At 41.1% G+C, this 20,044-nt stretch carries 17 protein-coding genes; 7 read left to right on the top strand and 10 right to left on the bottom strand.

What is annotated here, in order from left to right:
- Nucleotides 1–37 precede the first annotated feature (37 nt).
- Nucleotides 38–322 (bottom strand): DUF427 domain-containing protein, encoded by a 285-nt coding sequence (locus V7L20_RS18745; protein ID WP_334745531.1) that lies wholly within the window; start codon nucleotides 320–322, stop codon nucleotides 38–40.
- A gap of 281 nt (nucleotides 323–603) precedes the next feature.
- Nucleotides 604–2,799: a lytic transglycosylase domain-containing protein gene (locus V7L20_RS18750; protein WP_334745532.1), complete on the bottom strand. Its 2,196-nt coding sequence runs from the start codon at nucleotides 2,797–2,799 to the stop codon at nucleotides 604–606.
- 697 nt (nucleotides 2,800–3,496) lie between these two features.
- On the opposite strand from V7L20_RS18750, the gene V7L20_RS18755 reads away from it, so the two are divergent.
- Nucleotides 3,497–3,814, top strand: a complete 318-nt coding sequence (locus V7L20_RS18755; RefSeq protein ID WP_334745533.1) for a hypothetical protein — start codon at nucleotides 3,497–3,499, stop codon at nucleotides 3,812–3,814.
- Between the two features lie 22 nt (nucleotides 3,815–3,836).
- Here the strand turns inward: V7L20_RS18755 and V7L20_RS18760 are convergent, their stop codons facing one another.
- The 6 genes from V7L20_RS18760 to V7L20_RS18785 form a co-directional block, all read right to left on the bottom strand.
- A complete protein-coding gene (locus V7L20_RS18760; protein WP_334745534.1) occupies nucleotides 3,837–5,114 on the bottom strand; it encodes an FAD-dependent hydroxylase in 1,278 nt (425 codons plus the stop codon).
- A 183-nt stretch (nucleotides 5,115–5,297) separates the two neighbouring features.
- A complete protein-coding gene (locus V7L20_RS18765; RefSeq protein WP_334745535.1) occupies nucleotides 5,298–5,486 on the bottom strand; it encodes a hypothetical protein in 189 nt (62 codons plus the stop codon).
- Nucleotides 5,487–5,696: 210 nt separating this feature from the next.
- Nucleotides 5,697–6,455: a YebC/PmpR family DNA-binding transcriptional regulator gene (locus V7L20_RS18770; RefSeq protein ID WP_334745536.1), complete on the bottom strand. Its 759-nt coding sequence runs from the start codon at nucleotides 6,453–6,455 to the stop codon at nucleotides 5,697–5,699.
- Between the two features lie 135 nt (nucleotides 6,456–6,590).
- Entirely contained in the window at nucleotides 6,591–8,159 is a 1,569-nt protein-coding gene (locus V7L20_RS18775; protein WP_334745537.1) for a metallophosphoesterase family protein, read from the bottom strand.
- Between the two features lie 105 nt (nucleotides 8,160–8,264).
- Nucleotides 8,265–8,690, bottom strand: a complete 426-nt coding sequence (locus V7L20_RS18780) for a type II toxin-antitoxin system VapC family toxin (protein WP_334745538.1) — start codon at nucleotides 8,688–8,690, stop codon at nucleotides 8,265–8,267.
- Between the two features lie 7 nt (nucleotides 8,691–8,697).
- Nucleotides 8,698–8,913, bottom strand: coding sequence for a hypothetical protein (locus V7L20_RS18785; RefSeq protein WP_334745539.1), 216 nt, complete (start codon nucleotides 8,911–8,913; stop codon nucleotides 8,698–8,700).
- Between the two features lie 769 nt (nucleotides 8,914–9,682).
- On the opposite strand from V7L20_RS18785, the gene V7L20_RS18790 reads away from it, so the two are divergent.
- From V7L20_RS18790 to pstB, 5 genes are all read left to right on the top strand, one after another.
- Nucleotides 9,683–10,840, top strand: coding sequence for a sulfate ABC transporter substrate-binding protein (locus V7L20_RS18790; RefSeq protein WP_334745540.1), 1,158 nt, complete (start codon nucleotides 9,683–9,685; stop codon nucleotides 10,838–10,840).
- Nucleotides 10,841–10,923: 83 nt separating this feature from the next.
- Nucleotides 10,924–11,925 (top strand): PstS family phosphate ABC transporter substrate-binding protein, encoded by a 1,002-nt coding sequence (locus V7L20_RS18795; RefSeq protein WP_334745541.1) that lies wholly within the window; start codon nucleotides 10,924–10,926, stop codon nucleotides 11,923–11,925.
- Nucleotides 11,926–11,974: 49 nt separating this feature from the next.
- A complete protein-coding gene (pstC, locus tag V7L20_RS18800) occupies nucleotides 11,975–12,916 on the top strand; it encodes a phosphate ABC transporter permease subunit PstC (protein WP_334745542.1) in 942 nt (313 codons plus the stop codon).
- 6 nt (nucleotides 12,917–12,922) lie between these two features.
- Nucleotides 12,923–13,822: a phosphate ABC transporter permease PstA gene (gene pstA / locus V7L20_RS18805; protein WP_334745543.1), complete on the top strand. Its 900-nt coding sequence runs from the start codon at nucleotides 12,923–12,925 to the stop codon at nucleotides 13,820–13,822.
- A gap of 51 nt (nucleotides 13,823–13,873) precedes the next feature.
- The gene (gene pstB / locus V7L20_RS18810) at nucleotides 13,874–14,701 is read left to right on the top strand and encodes a phosphate ABC transporter ATP-binding protein PstB (protein ID WP_334745544.1); all 828 of its coding nucleotides are present in this window, start codon (nucleotides 13,874–13,876) and stop codon (nucleotides 14,699–14,701) included.
- A 339-nt stretch (nucleotides 14,702–15,040) separates the two neighbouring features.
- On the opposite strand, the gene V7L20_RS18815 is transcribed toward pstB, so the two are convergent.
- Both V7L20_RS18815 and V7L20_RS18820 read right to left on the bottom strand, forming a co-directional pair.
- The gene (locus V7L20_RS18815; RefSeq protein WP_334745545.1) at nucleotides 15,041–17,653 is read right to left on the bottom strand and encodes a TonB-dependent siderophore receptor; all 2,613 of its coding nucleotides are present in this window, start codon (nucleotides 17,651–17,653) and stop codon (nucleotides 15,041–15,043) included.
- Between the two features lie 99 nt (nucleotides 17,654–17,752).
- Nucleotides 17,753–18,766, bottom strand: coding sequence for a helix-turn-helix transcriptional regulator (locus V7L20_RS18820; protein ID WP_334745546.1), 1,014 nt, complete (start codon nucleotides 18,764–18,766; stop codon nucleotides 17,753–17,755).
- A gap of 778 nt (nucleotides 18,767–19,544) precedes the next feature.
- On the opposite strand from V7L20_RS18820, the gene V7L20_RS18825 reads away from it, so the two are divergent.
- Entirely contained in the window at nucleotides 19,545–19,970 is a 426-nt protein-coding gene (locus V7L20_RS18825) for a hypothetical protein (protein WP_334745547.1), read from the top strand.
- Nucleotides 19,971–20,044 lie beyond the last annotated feature (74 nt).

The following is a 20,044-nucleotide window of genomic DNA, read 5'->3' on the forward strand; positions in this document are numbered from 1 at the left end:
CAATTCCCTGAAATTAAAATACTTCCAGGAACCTTTATTAAGCTTCAACTTTTACACCTTTCCAAAATGCCACATAACCCTCAATATTTTTAGCTTTCTCCTTGGCGCTGGGATAATACCAAGCGGCATCTTTGTTGATTTGTCCATCAACTTCAATACTGTAGTAGCTAGCGACACCTTTCCAAGGACAAGTACTGTGGGTATTACTGTCTGTGAAATACTCTTTGTTAATGGTGTCAGCTGGGAAATAATGGTTGTTTTCGACAACTACGGTATTATCACTCTCGGCTAAAACTGCGCCATTCCAAATTGCTTTCGGCATAAGTGTGTTTGAAAATAAACTATACACTTAACATTTTGACACTATCAGCTTACCTTAAGCTGTTAATAGTGAAATAGGCGATCGCCTGACCCTCTCAACATAAAAACAGCATAGGCACAGGCCAACTTAGGCATCGCCTCACTTAACTATATGTAAAATTTTGCATTTGAGCCGGAGATAAGGCAATACAGTTCCGATAAGATAATTTGTCCATCGATAACACTTGTAGAGACGTAGCATTGCAACGTCTCTACACACTATAACAATCTGATTGGGCAAAATCACTGGATCGGCAATTTTGGGTGTGTAGTCGAGTACTTTGCCACTATGCCGGAAATCTCAGGGTTGTAAAGCCTCAAATAATTCCAATAGTTGCCAAATACTTGCCGCACGTAATTTTTGGTTTCATCAAAGGGAATTTGTTCAACAAATTCATCTGGATCTTGTGTAGTTTGAGTTTGCAGCCATTTGGAGACATTACCAGGGCCAGCATTGTAACTGGCGATCGCTAACAGCGAGTTATTGTTATATTGATCGTGGGTATGACCCAAATACCATGTACCCAGCATGATATTATCGTTGGGATCTTCTAGATTTATAGTTTTGATATCCACCTTGATTTGTGGGGCGATCCATTTAGCTGTACTCGGCAACACCTGCATTAAGCCAATAGCATTAACGATGGATTTGATTTTTGGTTCAAACCGTGACTCTTGACGTATCAGAGCAGTTACTAGCAGAGGATTAAGTTTACGCTCAATAGACCATTTTTCAATTTCTCGCAGATAGGGAAATGGATAACGCGCTTGCCAGTAGCTGATTTGTTTGCTCAGAGCCTGATATTGGGCAATTTCTGCTGGTATTTCCCGGTCTTCCAATTTAGAAATTTTATCAATTCCGATGAGATTATCTCCCTTTGCCAGTCGCATCAACCCTTCAGTAAATTGCTCTGCTACAGTTGGCTGAAGTTTATTTTGAAATTCTGTCTGCCATTGTAACCAGGCATCACGGTCTTGACCGAGCAGATACAATTCTTTGAAAGTCTCAGAACCAGCAGGCGGTAGTTGACGCTGGGCTGTGATTACTTCTGGGTTCATGACGCGCACGTTGTCAAAGTTGCCAACATCCAGCCCCAGCATCGTTGCGGCTCGCCATGCATAGTATGAGTAGGGAAACTGGCTAATCACATACCTATAAGCAGTTTGAGATTCTTGCTGTTTTCCTAGTGAAGCTGCCCATTTCCCTACCCAAAAGCCTGCTCTTGGAGCTAAAATACTATTAGGATTGTTGTTGACAATTGGTTCTGCCCATTGCCAAGCACCAACGTAATCTTTAGCATTGGCTTTACCTTGGGCGATTTTCCAGCGATACTCTGCTGCCTCGTCAGAATTACCATATTTGCCTATAAGTAATTGCCACGTCTGGCTAGCTGACTTTTGATTATTGAGAGCTTGGAGAGTTTTAGCTTTTTGTACCAGTGCAGTACTAGCTTGTTTGGGAAATTTACTAATTACCTGCTCAAGATAAGGTAAGCCGTCTTTAGGTATTTTTGCAGTTTCTGCTAACCGTAATAGTGCAGTCCCAGTTTCCTCAGCATTTGGAAATTGCTGCACTAGTTGTTTATAGGTGGCGATCGCTTTTTCTTTATCTTTGCCCCCTACCTGTAATCCCCGTGCAGTCCGATAGAGGTTGCGCGATGTTTTGGGTGCTTTGACATAAGCATTCGCGGCTTTAAGAAATTGACTATTTTCCCAATAGCTTGTACCAATAAGTTCCCAGTTTTCGGGTTTGAGGTTAGGCTGTTTTACTAGCTGATCTAAAACGCCTACTATGCCAGGTTGGTCATAAGCATATTTAGCCAAAATCAATTGTAGTTGTGGCTGATTGGGGTTTTCTTGCAAGCGTTTACGAATAATTTCCCAAGTCAGAGGGTTGGAAGGAAATTGAGCGATCGCTATTTCTTGTTGCTTCGGTTGAGCAATCAGATATAGTGCTTTGACTGTGGCCGCTTCTTTGGGATACAGTTTTACCACACTTCGTCTGAGATCCGAGGCTTTGCCGTTCTCGCCCAGCATGTCCTGAGCCTGTGCCTGTTTCAGTAAAATATAGGGCGCGAGGAGCGGATAGTCTTTATTTAGCCCGTCTAGTAAAACCAGCGCTTTTTTCCCTTGAGTTCTTTCAATGTAATCACTCGCCAAAAGATAACGAGCGCGATTTCGGTCTGGCGATCGCGACTCTTGGGCTATCTCTGCTAGTTTTACCGCCCGTTCTGGCAGCGATTGTGATATCAGTGGAAAGACGGCTGATTGAGCAACGCTACCCTCTGATGTTTGCTCTGCTTGATTTTGACTCAGTTTGAGCCATTTTCCCAAAGACTTGCCAATCTGAGGTGCTGATACCATTGCCCCAGCTAAAAAGGCAAACAGTGCCGCACCCGCAATTATCGAAATTTGCTTTTTCTGTAGTTTCTTCAGCATGAATACCCGCTGAAAAGTTCCGGTGAATTTCTTGAAACTGTAGCACTCCTAACCATCAGTATTACCAATTTTTAATTTTAGATTTTTAATTTTATGTAGAAAAATATTAATTTTCAATCTTATCGTTGGCAGTAATGAGTAATTACCACATTTTAGATGCTATTACATCTATCTTTAGTAGATGATGACGTTTCACAGCATTGAGGTAAGAGTCTGAAAATGTCTTTAATGCGTGAATTTTGAATTGTTTAAGACTCCACTGCATGTTTAGCTTTCTGCGCTTGGAGTTTTTTCTATAGCTTCTTAACCAAGCTTATGCGGGATCACGACAATCTGAGCAAGGCAATCTGGATTCGTTCTTCCCAATACTCTCGGATTTCTTCTGCTGTTTTAAAGCTACTTGGTACTCAGCTTCAATCTCAGTACGATTCGTCTCAATGTAGGATCAAGCTGACTCAAGTTGCTTTTTTGTGAGTTGAAGCCAATTTACAGCAGTTTTCATGTATTTGAACCACATCTGTCGTAAGGGCAAAGCAATGTTCCCTACCGCCTGGTCTATTTACCTAAAAATACTTGTAAGACTAACATAGGACTTACGCAAAAGTCACGGAATTACGTCATTATGAGCGAAGCGACGTAATCGCCTAAAATTCTGGGATTGCTTCCATACACTACGTTCCAGTCGCAATGACAGATTTTGCTTGCGTTCGCCAAAGTAACAAATGCGGTCGCCGATGTAACAATTGCGTTCGCCGAAATAACAATTGCGTTCGCCGAAATAACAATTGCGTTCGCCGAAATAACAATTGCGTTCGCCAAAGTAACAAATGCGAGCGCCGATGTAACAATTGCGTTCGCCGAAATAACAAATGCGAGCGCCGATGTAACAATTGCGTTCGCCGAAATAACAAATGCGGTCGCCGAAATAGCAAATGCGGTGGCTGATGTAACAAATGCGTTCGCCAAAGTAACAATTGCGTTCGCTGATGTAACAAATGTGAGCTTCCTAACTTGAATCTGACGCCAAACCAGATTTTTCAAGCTGCTGTAGTGTAGTGTTTATGTTTTGCCAATTCTGGAGTCCGCCCCTTCAAGCCAATCATCAACTTCAGCATAAACACTTTTAATACAGGGACTCGCTGCAAAAGCCATAAACCCAGGCGACGCACCACTACCACAGGTAAGAAGTTATTAGAAAACATCCGATCTAATAAATCGGTGAAACCTAAAATAGTCAGGTTTTCTAGCTTGCGCCAGCGTTCATAACCTTTGAGAATATGAATGTCGCCAATATCTTTACCCGCTCGGTGCGCTGTTTGGATTACTTGCGCCAAAGCTGCTGCATCCCGAATCCCCAGATTTAAACCTTGTCCACCCACAGGATGGCAATTGTGCGCCGCATCACCAATTAATGCCAGTCGGGGGAGAACATAGCGATCGCTTTGCATGAGTTGTACCTGGAATACAAAGCGATCGCCTAGTAATTCCAATTTCCCCATCTGATCGCCATAGCGACGGGTAAGTTCAGCTAAGAATTGCTCATCATTTAAAGCACATAAAGCTTTTGCTTCTTCATGAGGGGCTGTCCACACAATGCGGCAACGGTTCCCCGGTAAAGGTAAAATCGCAAAAGGCCCGCTAGACCAAAATCTTTCGTAAGCGGTGTTGTTGTGGGGTTTTTCTGGTTTGACAAATGCCACGATGCAAGACTGCCAATATTTCCAGCCAGATGTTTTGATACCAGCAGCTTGACGAATTGGCGATCGCGCCCCATCTGCTGCTATGAGTAATTTACTGCGAACTGAGTATAACTGATCGCCAACTTTAATATCTATCGCTACTATATCTTTCTGGTATTGTGTATTTACCACTTCAGCTGGACAGAAATAAGTCACATTTGCACAATTTTGGACAAACTCTTGCAAAGGCTGCAATAGGGCTTGGTGTTCTGCTACATAACCCAACTCTGCTGTATCTATATCATTTGTGGTAAATTCCACCACATTGGGATAATTGGCATCAGAAAGACGAACCCGGCAATATTTGGCTATTTGAGGCAATATTTTCTCCCAAACTCCAATTCCTTGGTAAATTAGCGCCGAAAGCTGATGAACTGCATAAGCTTGCCCTTTCGCTACAGCTGCTGATGCCACTTTTGCTTCAATCAGCAAGACACTCAAGCCAGAATCTTTTAAAGCAGAGGCTAGAGTTAACCCAGTAATCCCACCGCCGACAATTACCAAATCATATTCATACCCCTGCAAGTCTGGCGGTGTAGGTTGAGGGTAAATTTGCTCAAGCTGCGTTATGGTCATTGTTAAGTTAGGTTACAGCGTCTTAACTCTTATTTTGACGTGATCGCGCCCTCATGAGCAAGTTAATAAAAAAAACCTGCTGATTGATAGGGATTTCAGCAGGGTTAATAATACAATTAATTTTTCAGGGAAACCAACATTAAACATTATTACAAAGCTAGAAACTTTTTCAACTAATAGTAACTATTTATTAGTTTTAGGAGCTACGTTTTTAGGATGACCCTTGTGATGTCTCTTGTGATGTGTTTTATGATGAACTTTAGCACCTTTTACACTAGTAGTATGGACAACTGCTTGAGCTTGAGATGCAAAAACGGTCAAAGGTGCAGCAAATATTACAGCCAAAAGTAAAGCTTTAGTGAACTTATTCACTTGAAAATCCTTATCAGGTTACGAACAATCCAACTATCCACTAGACGTATGTCATAAGTTTGTAATTAATATGAACCTTTCATGTCTATTTTACATCCGTAAATTATAAGACTTAGGTGGGAGAATTGCTAGCATTTCCAATTACAATGTAAGATTTTGCACATAATTTAAAGAAGTGTCATTTAGCGATGATAGCTATGTGAGTTTTAATTAAGAAATGCTCAGAGCCATCAATTCTTCTGCTATATCAAAGTTAGCTGTGACATTTTGCACGTCATCCAAGCCTTCTAGAGTATCAATTAACTTGAAAAGCGATCGCGCCTGATCTGGATCTGTAACTTCTACACTATTACTGGGAATCCAGCGCAATTCAGCATCAGTTACCTTAAAGCCTTGATTTTTGAGTGTCTGGCTAAGGGTTTCTAAATTGCCAATGTCAGTACATACCTCAGCCATCTCATCTTCAGTCATCTCATAAGACTCAGCACCGCCTTCGAGGGATGCTTCTAAAAGCTGTTCTTCGTCAACTACACCCTGCACTACACAAACGCCTTTTTGGTCAAACATCCAGCTAACGCAACCTGTTTCACCAAGATTGCCACCATTTTTACTAAAAGCTACACGCAAGTCAGCAGCAGTGCGATTACGATTATCTGTAAGGGCTTCGATTAAAATTGCTACACCATTAGGGCCATAACCTTCGTAGCGAATCGCTTCAAAGGTAGCATTATCGCCACCAAAAGTACCTGCACCTTTAGCGATCGCTCGTTCAATATTATCATTAGGAATACTTGCTGCCTTTGCCTTGTCAATTGCCGTGCGAAGTTGAAAATTCAGCGCCGGATCTGGTACACCGCTTCTAGCTGCAACGATAATCGCCCGCGATAACTGAGTGAAGGTTTTTCCCCTTTTTGCATCTACTACAGCTTTTTGGCGCTTAATATTTGCCCATTTACTATGTCCTGCCATAATCTGAAATTATCAAAACTCTATTTAAGATTAAGATATAAACGCTTGCAATAACCATAACTTCAGATAATTGTGCAAGGCTAGATCGGACGTGTCTCTAAAATTTGGTAATTGAATTAAGCGATCGCATCTTATTTAAATCACAAAAGGTTCAAGTTCGCGGTTATACCATTCATCTTCAATTCGTTCAGCGATCAGTGGTCTGATGATAAACTTAGGTGGGCTACCATCCAGAACATCAATCCGCACACATGAGTAAGGCAAGCGGTTCTGGAAATTGTAATCATGACGACCTACAAAAAGCGTTGAATCGGCAACTTTCCGAGTGGATTTACCTGCAATTTCGGTAAAAGTCTCCATTAATTCAGTCCCCTCTTGCCGTTGATAACGGGGACGATGACCACTACCACCAGAGATAATACAGTTAATGTGAGAGTCAGCGAATCCGGTATCAGTTGTGCAAAGATGCTCCAAACAGTGAGCATGACCATTTAAAATCAAATCCACTATGGGACGTTCTTTAATTAAAGAACCAAGAGTTTCTGCCACTTGTTCAAACACCCAGCGTAAGCGGTGGCGAACCGCCAAAGTTTGGGCTTGATGCCACTTTGTCGCTTCTGTGACATAGGGTGGATGGTGGAAAAAGATAATCCGTCCGCGCACTTGGGAGTTGTTCCAAGATTCGATTAGTCTGGTACGCAACCATTCAAGTTGTTCAAAGTCGATCGCAGGTATTTTTTGAGATGCTAATTGTTTCTCAATGTCGATTTTGATCTCGTTTATTTGGTCTAATTTGGCGCTAAGTTCATCAAGTTGTTCTGCATCGGTCGGTTTATTAGGATTGAGATGATCGCATATTTCCAAAATCTGCAATTCTTCTCGATCTATTTCCTGGCGGCGCTTTTGCAATTGGCGGCGGTAAATTTCTGCCTCTTGAGTTGCAGGTAAGGGCGATGGTGTATTAAAGGTATTAGAATCCAGTGCGAAAAAATCAATGCCGCCGTAACAAAAGGTGTAATAACGATTGGGTAAGCGGGTAAACTGTCCAGGTTCGTAACGCAAACATCGCCCTGTGTTGGTTTTAGCAGTGTAATGTTGATCTAAATGACGTTGTAATTCTGGGTCAGACATCGCCCCTGTATAGTCCATAAATGCCCGTGCATAAGCATTACCTTGATACGAGCCATGCCAGCCAATCTCGATATCTTTGTAGCGCAAAAGGCGACGTAGTGAAGATGTTGTTCCAGTAAATAAACGGTACATCAACGGTACATCGTAGTAATCATGATTACCAAGTACTGGCAAGAATGGCAGATTAAACACCATGCGATCATAAGGAATGTCTTTCGGGTTTTTGCCACCTATAAGAAATTCCCGGTAAGGCTCAATAAAGTTTGTTGAATAATACTCTTGGGAACCAACCACATAAATTACATCGCCTGTGTGCAACACAAAACTGCAATCATCGCGGTGAGTCAGCATGAGTTCAGCAACTTTTCGTTGGGGGTGGTATCGAGAATGGGATTTGGTACCGGAATCACCGATAACCATAAAGGAAAATTCTGGACTATGTTCTCTGCGATCATCTATAACCATGCAAGTTTGGTCAATTCCCCGTTGCACAAAACTTGGATGCATCCATCGCACCCGTTCCTTCATCTTTTGAATTTTTACAGGAATAGGTGGATCGAAAATCAATTTCATGGCTGATAACTCTTGAATGCCTAACGCATATACCGATTGTAACGAAAGATTTAATTGTCATTAGTCATTTGTGAATAACCAATACCAATGCTCAATTCTCAATCTTTAAGGCAAATTTTCTCGTAGTAATGCTCGAAAGCCTGCTTGTTGAAAATGCTCATCAGCAGTCAGGGCTTCCGTGATTCCACTATATTGCATCACTATAAAAGATACGCAATCACCAAATCCCCATTCTTTCTCTGTTTGTTCCCGATATAGTTCGAAAGCACGTTCGTAGAGTTCTTGGGAAAGGGGAACAATTTCTACTTTGGAGTCTGCTACTAAAGAATTTAATAATATGATTGCCGCTTGACGATAAGGTTGTTGGGATAAGGCATTGCCAATTTCCAACATCACTGCCTGTGTTGTCACCAAACGAGTTTCTGCCGCTTGTAACATTTTAGCTAGATGTAAGGCTCGGTCATGCAAGCGATCGCTCGGTGCAGATAAGGCAATGGCAAATGATGTATCAAGAAAGACTTCAGAATGCATGGAAAGTTTACTTACCGTATAAATATTTATCTATATTGCTAGACCAATCAGATGGGCCATCTAAGTTGAGCGATCGCGCCGTTTGCAGAAATGATCCCGTACCATGTTCACTTGGCGGTAAAATTTCAATACTAATTCGCACGCGGGTATTGATTGGCAGTGCGATCGGTTCAGCCGGATAGAACACTTTGCCATTAAAGACAGCTGTAATTTTTTCTACCATTGTTTCCAAAAAATGCTTCTAGTCTATCCTAAGCTGGTTGTAGCAATACGGATAGAGTAAATGACGCAATAACTAGTGAAGATACTTATACCTGTCTTACGAATTATATCGGTTTTTCCAAATTGCGTAAGTTCTAAAAATGAGTGATAATTTTTATACAATAATATGTATAGACTGTAAATAAGTCAGCTTTTTATCGCTCTTTCATCACTCTGGTCAAACAAACATTTCAGCCAACTTCTAAACAAGGCATAGAAACTGGGTTTGTCGCTTTATTTTCTAACATTATGGCTACAATCATATCTTTTGTCTGAAAGTCTTGTGTAGTAAGGATTATTGTTTTATTCTCTTGTGAGAGTGATGAAAGAGCATTATCTCAAGTCCGGTTAATCACTTATGATTACCGCATCTGTGTAAAAATCGGAAAAACCTCTTTGGCGTTGCTGAATTGAACTATGAATCTGGATGTAGAGACGTAGCACTGCTACGTCTCTACAAGGATTTTGGTATTATGCAAAATCATTTTCATAGGTGGAATCAGCAACGCCACCTCTTTCCCCCTGCTTTCAGCAAGAACTGCGGTCTAAATGATAAGTCTTTAGCCGGACACGATATTAGAGGTGGCAGAGCTTAGACCCTACTTTGATGAGAAACTCCTGACTTAGTAAAAATAATTGAAGCCAAATGAGAACTTTTGTTCTATATATCCTATAATTTTTCATATTACGGTATTCAGCTAATAATACCGTAGATTTAGGGGTAAATTCTGATGAGTAAGTCGCAACAGCTGACACAATTAAGTAAATTTCTAAGTGAGAGTATCCGAGCTGATGTCATCAAAGCTTTGCAGACTATACAACTCTTGTATAAACACATAATTAAAAGTTGGTTCAATAGACACACTGTGCAAAGCTTTGTGACTCTGTTTCTCATAGGTGCTTTTTTGAGTATAGCAGTTGCCTCCTGCTCTGGAAGCAGTTCAGCTAGCAAAAATGATGTTAAGTTAAAACTCGTTTCTTTCTCTGTCACCAAAGCAGCTCACGATCAGATAATCCCCAAATTTGTCGAAAAGTGGAAGCAAGAACATAACCAAAATGTCACATTTGAGCAAAGTTATGGAGGTTCTGGTGCTCAAACTGCTGCTGTTATTGCTGGTTCGCAAAAAGCAGATATAGTACATTTGGCACTTCCTCTGGATGTCAGCAAAATTGCTCTTGCAGGTTTGATTAAATCAGGTTGGGAAACCAAAGCTCCCAGAAGTGGTATTGTTAGTAAATCGGTTGCTGCGATCGTCACCCGCGAAGGCAATCCCAAAGGCATCAATACTTGGGCAGACTTAGCAAAAGATGGCGTGAAAGTGATTGCCGCTAACCCAAAAACTTCTGGTATTGCTATCTGGGAATTCTTGGCTTTTTGGGGTTCCGTGAGTCTAACCGGAGGTGACGAAGCGACAGCATTAGATTACGTCACCAAAGTTTATAAAAACACTCCTATTCTGACGAAAGATGCTCGTGAAGCTAGCAATTTATTTTTCCAACAAAATCAGGGTGATGTCTTAATCAACTACGAGAATGAAGTAATTTTAGCAGGAAAAAATGGGACTAAACTACCTTATGTTGTACCCCAAGTCAATATTTCCATTGATAATCCTGTAGCCGTAGTTGATAAAAACGTTGATCAACACGGTACAAGGGAAGTTGCACAAGCATTTGTTGATTTTCTTTACTCAACAGAAGCTCAACGAGAATTTGCTAAATTACAATATCGTCCTGTTAACCCCACTGTTACCCAAGAAGTTGCATTACAATATCAGCCAATTAAAACTTTATTCACATCTCAAGATTTAGGTGGCTGGGATATTATCCAGAAAAAGTTTTTTGCAGATGGGGCTATTTTTGACAAAGTTAAGGCTGCTAGCAAAGCATAATATCTATACTTTTCGTGCAGGATTATCTACTAGCAGATAGCCATGCATAAAAATTTTAAATCACTTTACTCAATTGAGAATTTATGAACTTTCGGAGCAGATTTAAGGATAGCTTTTTCCTTATATTTTTAATGATTATTGCCAGCACTATCGCTGCTTGTAGCAGCAAGGAAGAAAAGAAAAGTCAGGTGAGTATTGATGGTGCAGCTGTAGGTTTTCCTATTTCTTTAGCAGTTGCAGAAGAATACGGTAAAGTCAAACCTGAAGCTAAAGTAAGCGTTGCCTCAAGTGGTACTGGTGGTGGTTTTAGTAAATTTTGTAATGGCGATATTGATATAGCTGGTGCTTCTCGCACTATTAGAGATGAAGAAATTAAAAAATGTAAAAGTAAGAACATTGAATTTGTCGAGTTGCCTATAGCTTTAGATGGCATTGCTGTGATTGCCAACCGCCAAAATAACTTTGCCAAATGTTTAACTATTAAGGAACTGGGTAAGATTTGGGGTGGCAAATCAGACGGAAAAGTATTGACATGGAATCAAGTTAATCCCAAGTTCCCTAACCAAAAGCTGAAGCTATATGCTCCATCTTCGGATACGGGAACATTCGATTATATGACTCAAGCTGTGACTGGTAAAGCCAAGAATGGCCGTACAGATTACACTGCTACTCAAAATCAAAACCTTCTTGTACAAGGAGTCTCAGGTGATGTAACAGCTTTGGGTTATGTAGGGATATCTTACTATATTCAAAATCAAGAAAAACTGAATCTAGTTGCTGTAGAAAGTCCTACAGGAAAGTGTGAAAAACCAGTTCCAGTGGATAATGTAATTAAAAATATCTATACACCTTTGTCTCGTCCTCTCTTCATCTATGTCAGTAAAAAATCCTTAGATACTAAGCCAGCAGTCAAAGAATTTGTAGATTTTTATCTAGAAAATTCTTGGAAGTGGGTAGATAGTGTTGGTTATGTGGCACTACCGGATGAAGCTTATCTCAAGGTAAAACAAAAATTTGCTACTGGTGAAAGTGGGACAAAATTCAAAAAAGCAAAACCAGGTGAACCAATCACAAAGTTTATTTAAATAAAGTCTCAGTCATTGTAGTTCAATTGTAGTGATAACTTAATTGTTTATGCAGAGTACCAATTCTCAAGATGATGCTTATTTACTATCCAGACAGTCACTGGAGAAAAATGCATCTGAAGATATTTCAGAAAAGATTATTGCAGCGATTTTATTTGCTTGTGCTTTAGTTTCGGTTTTGACTACCTTTGGTATTGTCGTAATTATTTTTCAGGAGACATTCAGTTTTTTTCAAGAAGTCTCATTTGCGAGTTTTTTTCTTGATACTAAATGGACACCTCTATTTGCAGATAAACATTTTGGTGTTTGGCCATTGATTAATGGCACTTTATTGACTACAGCTATTGCGATGGCAGTTGCTATTCCTTTAGGTTTATCTTCTGCTATTTATTTGAGTGAATATGCTGAACCTAAAGTGGCAGCAATTTTACGTCCGGCAGTGGAACTTTTGGCAGGAATTCCAACGGTAGTATATGGTTACTTTGCGCTTTTATTCCTTACACCATTGCTGCGGAATTTTATCCCTCTGGAAATATTTAATGCTTTGAGTGCAGGGTTAATGATGGGGGTAATGATTACTCCTACTGTTGGTTCTATCAGCTTAGATGCTATCCGAGCAGTTCCCCGTTCTTTGCGAGAAGGAGCTTATGCTTTAGGTATCACTAAACTGGAAACCATTTTTAAAGTAGTTCTACCAGCCGCACTTTCTGGAATCATAGCCTCAATTATTTTGGGTATTTCTCGCGCTGTAGGTGAAACAATGACTGTGCTCATCGCCGCCGGACAACAACCAAGATTAACTGTTAATTTTATGGAATCAGTAGAAACCATGACAGCTTACATGGCACAAATTTCTGGTGGAGATAGTCCGCGTGGTAGTCTTAATTTCAAGACGTTATATGCTGTAGGCGCTGTTTTGTTTCTACTTACTCTTGCTTTGAATATTGTTAGTTACTGGATTGCTAATCGCTTTAAAGAAAAATACGACTAAATAAATATGGCTATAAGTTATCAACAAGATGATTCTTTAGAATCTGCGGCAGAATTTACCGATAATGTTGAGAGTAGGGATAAATTAGGAAAAGTATTTGAAGTACTTTTTTTGTTAGGATTGCTGATTGGTTTATTTATCCTAGCATTGCTACTTTTTGATATTTTGAAAGACGGATTAGGCAGATTTTTATCACCCGGCTTTCTCACAGAAACTCCTTCTCGTTTTCCTGAGCAAGGTGGTATTCGTCCTGCGATTATCAGCAGTATGCTTTTAGGAACTGTTGTGATTTTAGTAACTGTCCCAATTGGTGTCGGAGCAGCTTTATATCTAGAAGAATATGCACCTAAAGCTTGGTGGACAGCAATTATTGAGATTAATATCAGTAATTTGGCGGGTGTACCTTCTATCGTCTATGGATTGCTGGGTTTAGGGGTTTTCAATTATTTGCTTGGGTTTGGCCCCGCTTTGATTTCCGGTGCATTGACTTTATCCTTGTTGTCTTTACCAGTAATTATTGTGACAGCTAGAGAAGCAATTCGCGCTGTCCCAGATTCTCTGAGAAATGCTTCTTACGGATTAGGTGTCACAAAATGGCGAACTATCAGCAATCATGTCATACCTTATGCTGTTCCTGGTATTTTGACGGGGGTGATTATCTCTGTATCCCGCGCTATTGGTGATGCAGCTTCTCTGATAGTTGTAGGTGCTGTAGGTTTTCTTACCTTTAATCCTGGTTTGTTTCAGAGATTTATGGCATTACCCATTCAAATTTATAGTTACATAACTCGTCCGGAACCAGGTTTTTCTAGTGCAGCAGCAGCGACAATTATTGCGTTGTTAATCTTAATTTTAGTTTTAAATGGTGTAGCAATTTATATTCGACAACGCTTCTCAATAAATTAGATAATTAAATATCTAATTGGATACATTCACGGATATTAGGAGAACAGCCAAATGACTTATAGCAATAGTAGGAGTCAATTAGATAGTGCCACAATCGACCAAAACAAGGGTGTATTCAATGTTGAAGGTGTGAAGGTCTACTATGGAGGATTTTTGGCACTTTTAGATGTTTATCTAAAGATTCCTGAAAAACAAATTATTGCTTTTATTGGGCCTTCAGGATGTGGTAAAAGTACCTTACTGCGTTGCTTCAACCGGATGAATGATTTAATCCCTGGAGCTAGAGTAGAGGGTAGACTGAATTATCGCGATCACAATATTTACGATCCCAAGATAAATTCTGTCAAATTAAGACGACAAGTCGGCATGGTTTTTCAAAGACCGAATCCTTTCCCCAAGTCAATATACGAAAATATTTCCTTTGGGCCGCGTGCTAACGGTTATAAAGGTAACATTGATGAATTGGTGGAGGATTCCCTCAGACGCGCTGCTATTTGGGATGAAGTCAAAGATAAACTCAAAGAAAAGGGAACTGCATTATCTGGCGGACAACAGCAACGACTTTGCATTGCAAGAGCGATCGCGATGAAGCCAGATGTATTATTGATGGATGAACCATGTTCTGCTTTAGACCCAATTTCTAGCCGTCAAGTAGAAGAACTCTGCTTAGAACTCAAGCAGCAATACACCATCATTATGGTGACTCACAATATGCAGCAAGCTTCTAGAGTGGCAGATTTCACCGCTTTCTTTAATACAGAAATTGACGAACATGGTAAACGTCGCGGAAAATTAGTTGAATTTAATCCTACAATCCAAATGTTCAGTTCTCCTCAAACCAAAGAAGCTGAAGATTATATTAGTGGACGCTTTGGTTAAAGAGACATTACACTTTTAATGTTACGCATAAAAGATTGCATATTTACTTGTGTACTCTTTTGGGGAAGCAAGGCTGGGCGTAGCGTCTTTGATGAGGTTGCATTTCTTATAAAAACAAAGAAAAGCGTTTCGCCTACGACGGGAACCGCCTTTCCTTCTCTACCTTGGGCTGCGCCAACGGAACGCTTTGCGTTCGCAAAGCGTCTCGTAGAGAAGACTGCGATTTTTTCACCGCTTTGCGTCTACGTTTTTTCAAGTAATGTGTTTACGTTGACGCAGCCCAAGGTAGAGAAGTGACTTACAAAGAGTATCGTCTAAAATGACTGATAGCTGTGTATGTCAAAACTCCCAAGAAATTGTGCCTTGCACCGTAAATGGTTCACCGGGATAAACGCGCAATGTGGATTGGGCACTCTCAAAATAGTCCACGTTAAAGAGATTCCTGAAATTAAGCGCAGCACGGAAGTTATTTCGCTTGTAAAATATCGCAGCATCAGTGCGGAAGTAACTTGGTACTTCAAAAGTGTTGGCTAAATCGCCCTGGCGATCGCCCACAAAAAAGAAACCTACACCACCTCCGAAGCCTTGCAACGAACCTCGTTGAATTTTGTAGGTTGTCCACAGGTTGAAGCTGTGCTTGGGGACATTGTTTAAGAAGTTGCCTTCCAGATTAGGATCATTGTCTTTGGTAATTTCCGCATCAGTGTAGGCATAGCCTGCGATGATGTTCCATTCAGGTAAAATTTGACCTGCGATGTTCAATTCAATCCCCCGGCTACGTTGTTCACCTGTTTGGAGAGAAAAGCCTGGTGGTACACCCGGTCTAGTGTCAGTAGTCAAGACGTTCGAGCGAGTTAGGTTGTAAAAAGCAAGCGTTGCAGAGAGTTGATCGCTCAAATCAGCTTTGACACCTACTTCATACTGAGTACCGCGTTCTGGTTGGAATGAACCGCCACCAAATGGGGTTCCAGTGTTGGGAGTAAACGAACGACTGTAGCTGGCATAGAGGGAAATTGGCACAATGGGTTGATAGACAATTCCTACACGAGGACTAAATGCATCATCAGATTGACTGGTTTTTGTATTGGCTACAAAATCTTCGTCTGTCTGCTTGAAGATATCAAATCGCCCGCCCAATAGCAGCTTTAGATTCTCTGCTAGCGCCACTTGATCTTGAACATAAACACCCAATGTATCTGCTAAAGTGGAAGTATCGCCACTGAAGATAGCCGGCCCAGCTGGCTGACTAGGGTACACAGGATTAAACAAATCAAGCTGTGCAGAAGATCCCACAGAATAGCGGAACCTAAAAAAGTCATATCTATCTAGATCGAGTCCGAACACTAACTGATGTTTCAGCGAACCGGTTGAGAACTTACCATCAATGTACGTTGTCAAATCGTAGGTGTTGATATATATTTGCGAACCGCTTAAAGTGGAGCCAAGATTTAGGGTTCGATTGTCGTCTGCAAGACTGGTAGTATAAAAACCTCCGTTTCCATCATCACGATAGGACGACACTCGAAAAGCATTGCGTAACGACCAGTTATCACTAAACTTGTGTGACAGTGTGTATCCAACTCTACTCACTGTTTGATCGATCCTGGCGGACGGATTACTAATATTGCGGTTACGCGGTATCTTTCCATTCGGGTTCGGTAGCACTGTACCAATGGCTGGCAGACCCGTCGGCGAGCCGTCATATTCCGCGTCTATGTACTCCCCTTCCAGAGTCAGGTTTGTTCGAGGGCTAATTGCCCAACTGAGGACAGGTGCAATGAGTAGATTTTTGTAGTCGGTAAAATCGACGAAACTGCCAGAATCCCGGTAAGATGTATTCAACCGATACAACACTGTTTTGGAGTCATTCAAGGGTTCAGACAGATCCACCGCACCTCGGTAGAAGTCATAACTCCCAATCGTTGCCTCAACAGAGTAAAACGGGTCGCGCAGTGGTTGTTTTGTAATTAGATTGATTGTGCCGCCGGGAGTGCCTTGACCAAACAGAACCGAACCGGGACCTTTTAAGACCTCGATTCTTTCTATGTTGGAGAGTTCAAGCGAGGTCATTCCCAGAGGATCTCTAAGACCATTCCTGAGAACATTACCCGTACCATTATTGGTGTAAAAGCCGCGAATGGTAAAAGAATTATCTATTCGATAAGAAGCATCTGCTGAAGTCACTCCGCTAACGTTTCTCAAAGCATCGTCTAAGCGAGTTATTTGTTGATCCTTCAACACCTGTTGGGGAACTACCTGAATCGATTGGGGAATATCGCGTAGAGGAGTATCAGTTTTAGTTGCAGTTGAGGCATCTGGCACACTGTATCCATCTTGCTCCCCTGTCACCACCAACTCAATCGGCTCATCACCAGTTGATGGTTGAGTTGGCTGTGTCTGATTTTCTGGCTGATTTGGTTGAGGTGTTGGTGGCGTTTGTGGTTGGCTAGCAGCAGCCGCACTTGCAACACTAAAAATCAATCCCTCGTTCGCACTATCAAATAATTCAACAGTTGGTATAGCACCCTCACCTATCACCGTCACCCGAATAGTGTTGGCATCAAAGTTTGTAACATCTATCTCAGTAATCCCCGCAATTGGCTTGTCTGAGCGGAATGTAAATGCCTCGCCATTAGGTAAGCGCAGTTGAGCATTAGGAATATCAGCAATAAAATTGTTACCAGTACTGCGATTGATAATTTGTAATTGTTCTCCAACAGATGTCTGTAAAATTACCTCCACACCTTTGTTGGTATGATTAGCTTTAACTCCTGTCACTTGCACAACTTCTAATGCTGCCAACTGCACAAGCATTTCGGCGCTAGTAAGCGGAAGTTTTACCTGACGAATGCTAGGGATATTTTTCTTAACAGTTTCTGCCCGAACAGTCCCAACACCTAATACTAGCAGCGCACTTAACATCAACACCACTTGTTGCAACTGATTTCTCATCACACCCTATTAAAATTGATAAGTCTTTTCAAGAAGATTACTGGATAGACTAGTATGAGTGAAAGAAATTTTGTGCGCTAGACGGACTTTTTTTGTGCTTTATACGGACTTTTTCTGCTGCATCTGATATTCTTTAGGGCTAAGACCAAACTTTTTCTTAAATGCGGCTGTAAAGTAACTGCGGCTGGCAAAGCCGATACTATCCGCCACCTCAATTACTTTCATCTGACTGGTATTGAGGAGTTGGCGTGCTTTCTCTAGGCGATAGTCGTGTAGGTAGCCAAAGGCAGTTGTACCAAACACTCGGCGAAATCCTTGTTTGAGACTGCGATCGTTTAATCCTACTTGCTTTGCTAACTCAATCAAAGATGGTGGATTGTCAAGATTTTCTAGCAAAATATTTCTCGCATGGTGAATGCGATCAATATCATTTAACTTCAGTGCAGTGGGATTGTGCCTACCCTCTTTTGCTTCCAACTCCTCTTCTAGCAGCAGTGTCATTAATTCCAGCGTCTTGCTTTCAAGATACATCCGCTTGGTCAAACCTTGGTACGGACAGCACAGAATTTGCTGCACAAGTCCTTGCATTACTGGTGTAGTTGTTCCTAGACGCTGATACAGTTCTTGAGTAGGTTGCCGGAGATGCTGTAAGGACGAGGAAACTTCTTTTTGGGCATTGCCTGCAAATGAGCGAAATAGTTCCTGTGTCATCCAAACAGATATAGCAAGATGAGGTTGCGCTGTTGAACTGGTTCCAATTTGGCTTGGTACTGTGCCACCGCTAGAGAAAAGGTACTGTCCTGCTCCGCCTGCTAAATATTTTCCCGTATGAACGTCCCTGCCTTCGCCGCTTCCTGAAACCCAAAAGTCGTATGCTACAAAATCACCTCCACGTTCTGGAACTTTGATTGTTAAGCGATCGCGCAGTTGATAATTACTAATTAGTAACCCTAATCCCTCTCGCAATTGAATATCTCGGCAATATCCTTTACCAAACTGAGATGGATACTGCCAAAGAATGTCAAATTCGTCTGAAGGTTCGTAGAGTTGCTTGCTTGGTTCATCTTCAAAAAAGATTTCCCAAAAGTAATTCCGCGATATGGAGATGGTCATTTTGAGACTGAACGTACTATTTGTAATAGTTTCTCATGAAAGTGAGGTATGAGGTGTAAAGAGTTACGCTTCTTGTCATCAGACATCACTATTTGACACCACAACAAAAGGCATAAAAGTTAACGCGGTATTTGCAAACGCTCGGCATTGACCAGATAATTTATACCAATTTGTAATACTTCTCTTCTTAGGCTACGCCCTTCGACTACCAAGAGGACAAGCTCAGTACAAGTTCGCAATTAAAAGATAAATTTAGATGCAGCAAGGCAATCCCTGCTTATATCTATTGCCTTATTTTAGAGAATTGGTATTACCTAGTGAGTAATGTTAAGTGATACCTGCGGTGCTGACTGGGCTTCGTTGTACCACTTAATAGCGAGACGCTACGCGAACGTTCCACTCGCAATGACATATCGTAAATGATTGAGCGGACTTGATATGATCTCTTTTGTCACTCTCGGAAAACAATAATCGAAGCAAGATTCTGAAACTTTGATTTAGTCGAGCTTTGAGCCAATATTATCTAACAGTAACTAAAGTTGGTAGCCAAAACTGGAAAACTAAAGCTCCCAAAGGCTTTGAGCGATTGGCTTCTCCCAAAGTGACAAAAGAGGGCTAGAGATATCAGCCTTGGAAGTTCTCCCTTTTGAGTAGAGTTAGGGGAGTTGCTGTGCGTAAATTGTAGATTTCTATTTCAAGCTTAATTCGGGAAAATATGCTGAGGCTTGACAGTACTTACCTTAAGTAAAATTTTAATTAAGTACTTATACTGTGTATTATGTTTATATCTCTGTCGTTTGCCTTAATTGCAGTTACCGTTCTCATCGCATCCATTAATAATCCCAGTGCTACCCTGGCTGGAACATGTGCTTCTAAGTGTGGCCCGCACCCAATTCAGTTTACCCCTGGACAACGCATCCAGGTTGAGGTTCTAAATAGCACACCCAACTTGATTAAAATCCAAAAACCCTCTGGGACTGATGTAATATCCTTAAGTCCAGGACAGAAATTAAGTTTAGAACAAATAGAAGGTACGGAGCCAAATACATCTCTGATATTTTGGAGCGAAACGGGTTTGTCACTACAAGCAATTATCTCCAAACCTAACTTTGGCACATTGCGGCTGGAACTTCGTCCGACTTCGCGTTCTTTTGGCGATCGCTCGTTATATATTATGGATTATGGTAGGATTAACGTGTTTTAGATAGCAAATAGTGTTATTAGTTATGAGTTAAGAAACAACTTTTGATTCAACACTCATAACTGAAAACTCCTAAC

Origin of the sequence: Nostoc sp., assembly GCF_036916735.1 — a bacterium.
Taxonomy (GTDB): domain Bacteria; phylum Cyanobacteriota; class Cyanobacteriia; order Cyanobacteriales; family Nostocaceae; genus Nostoc.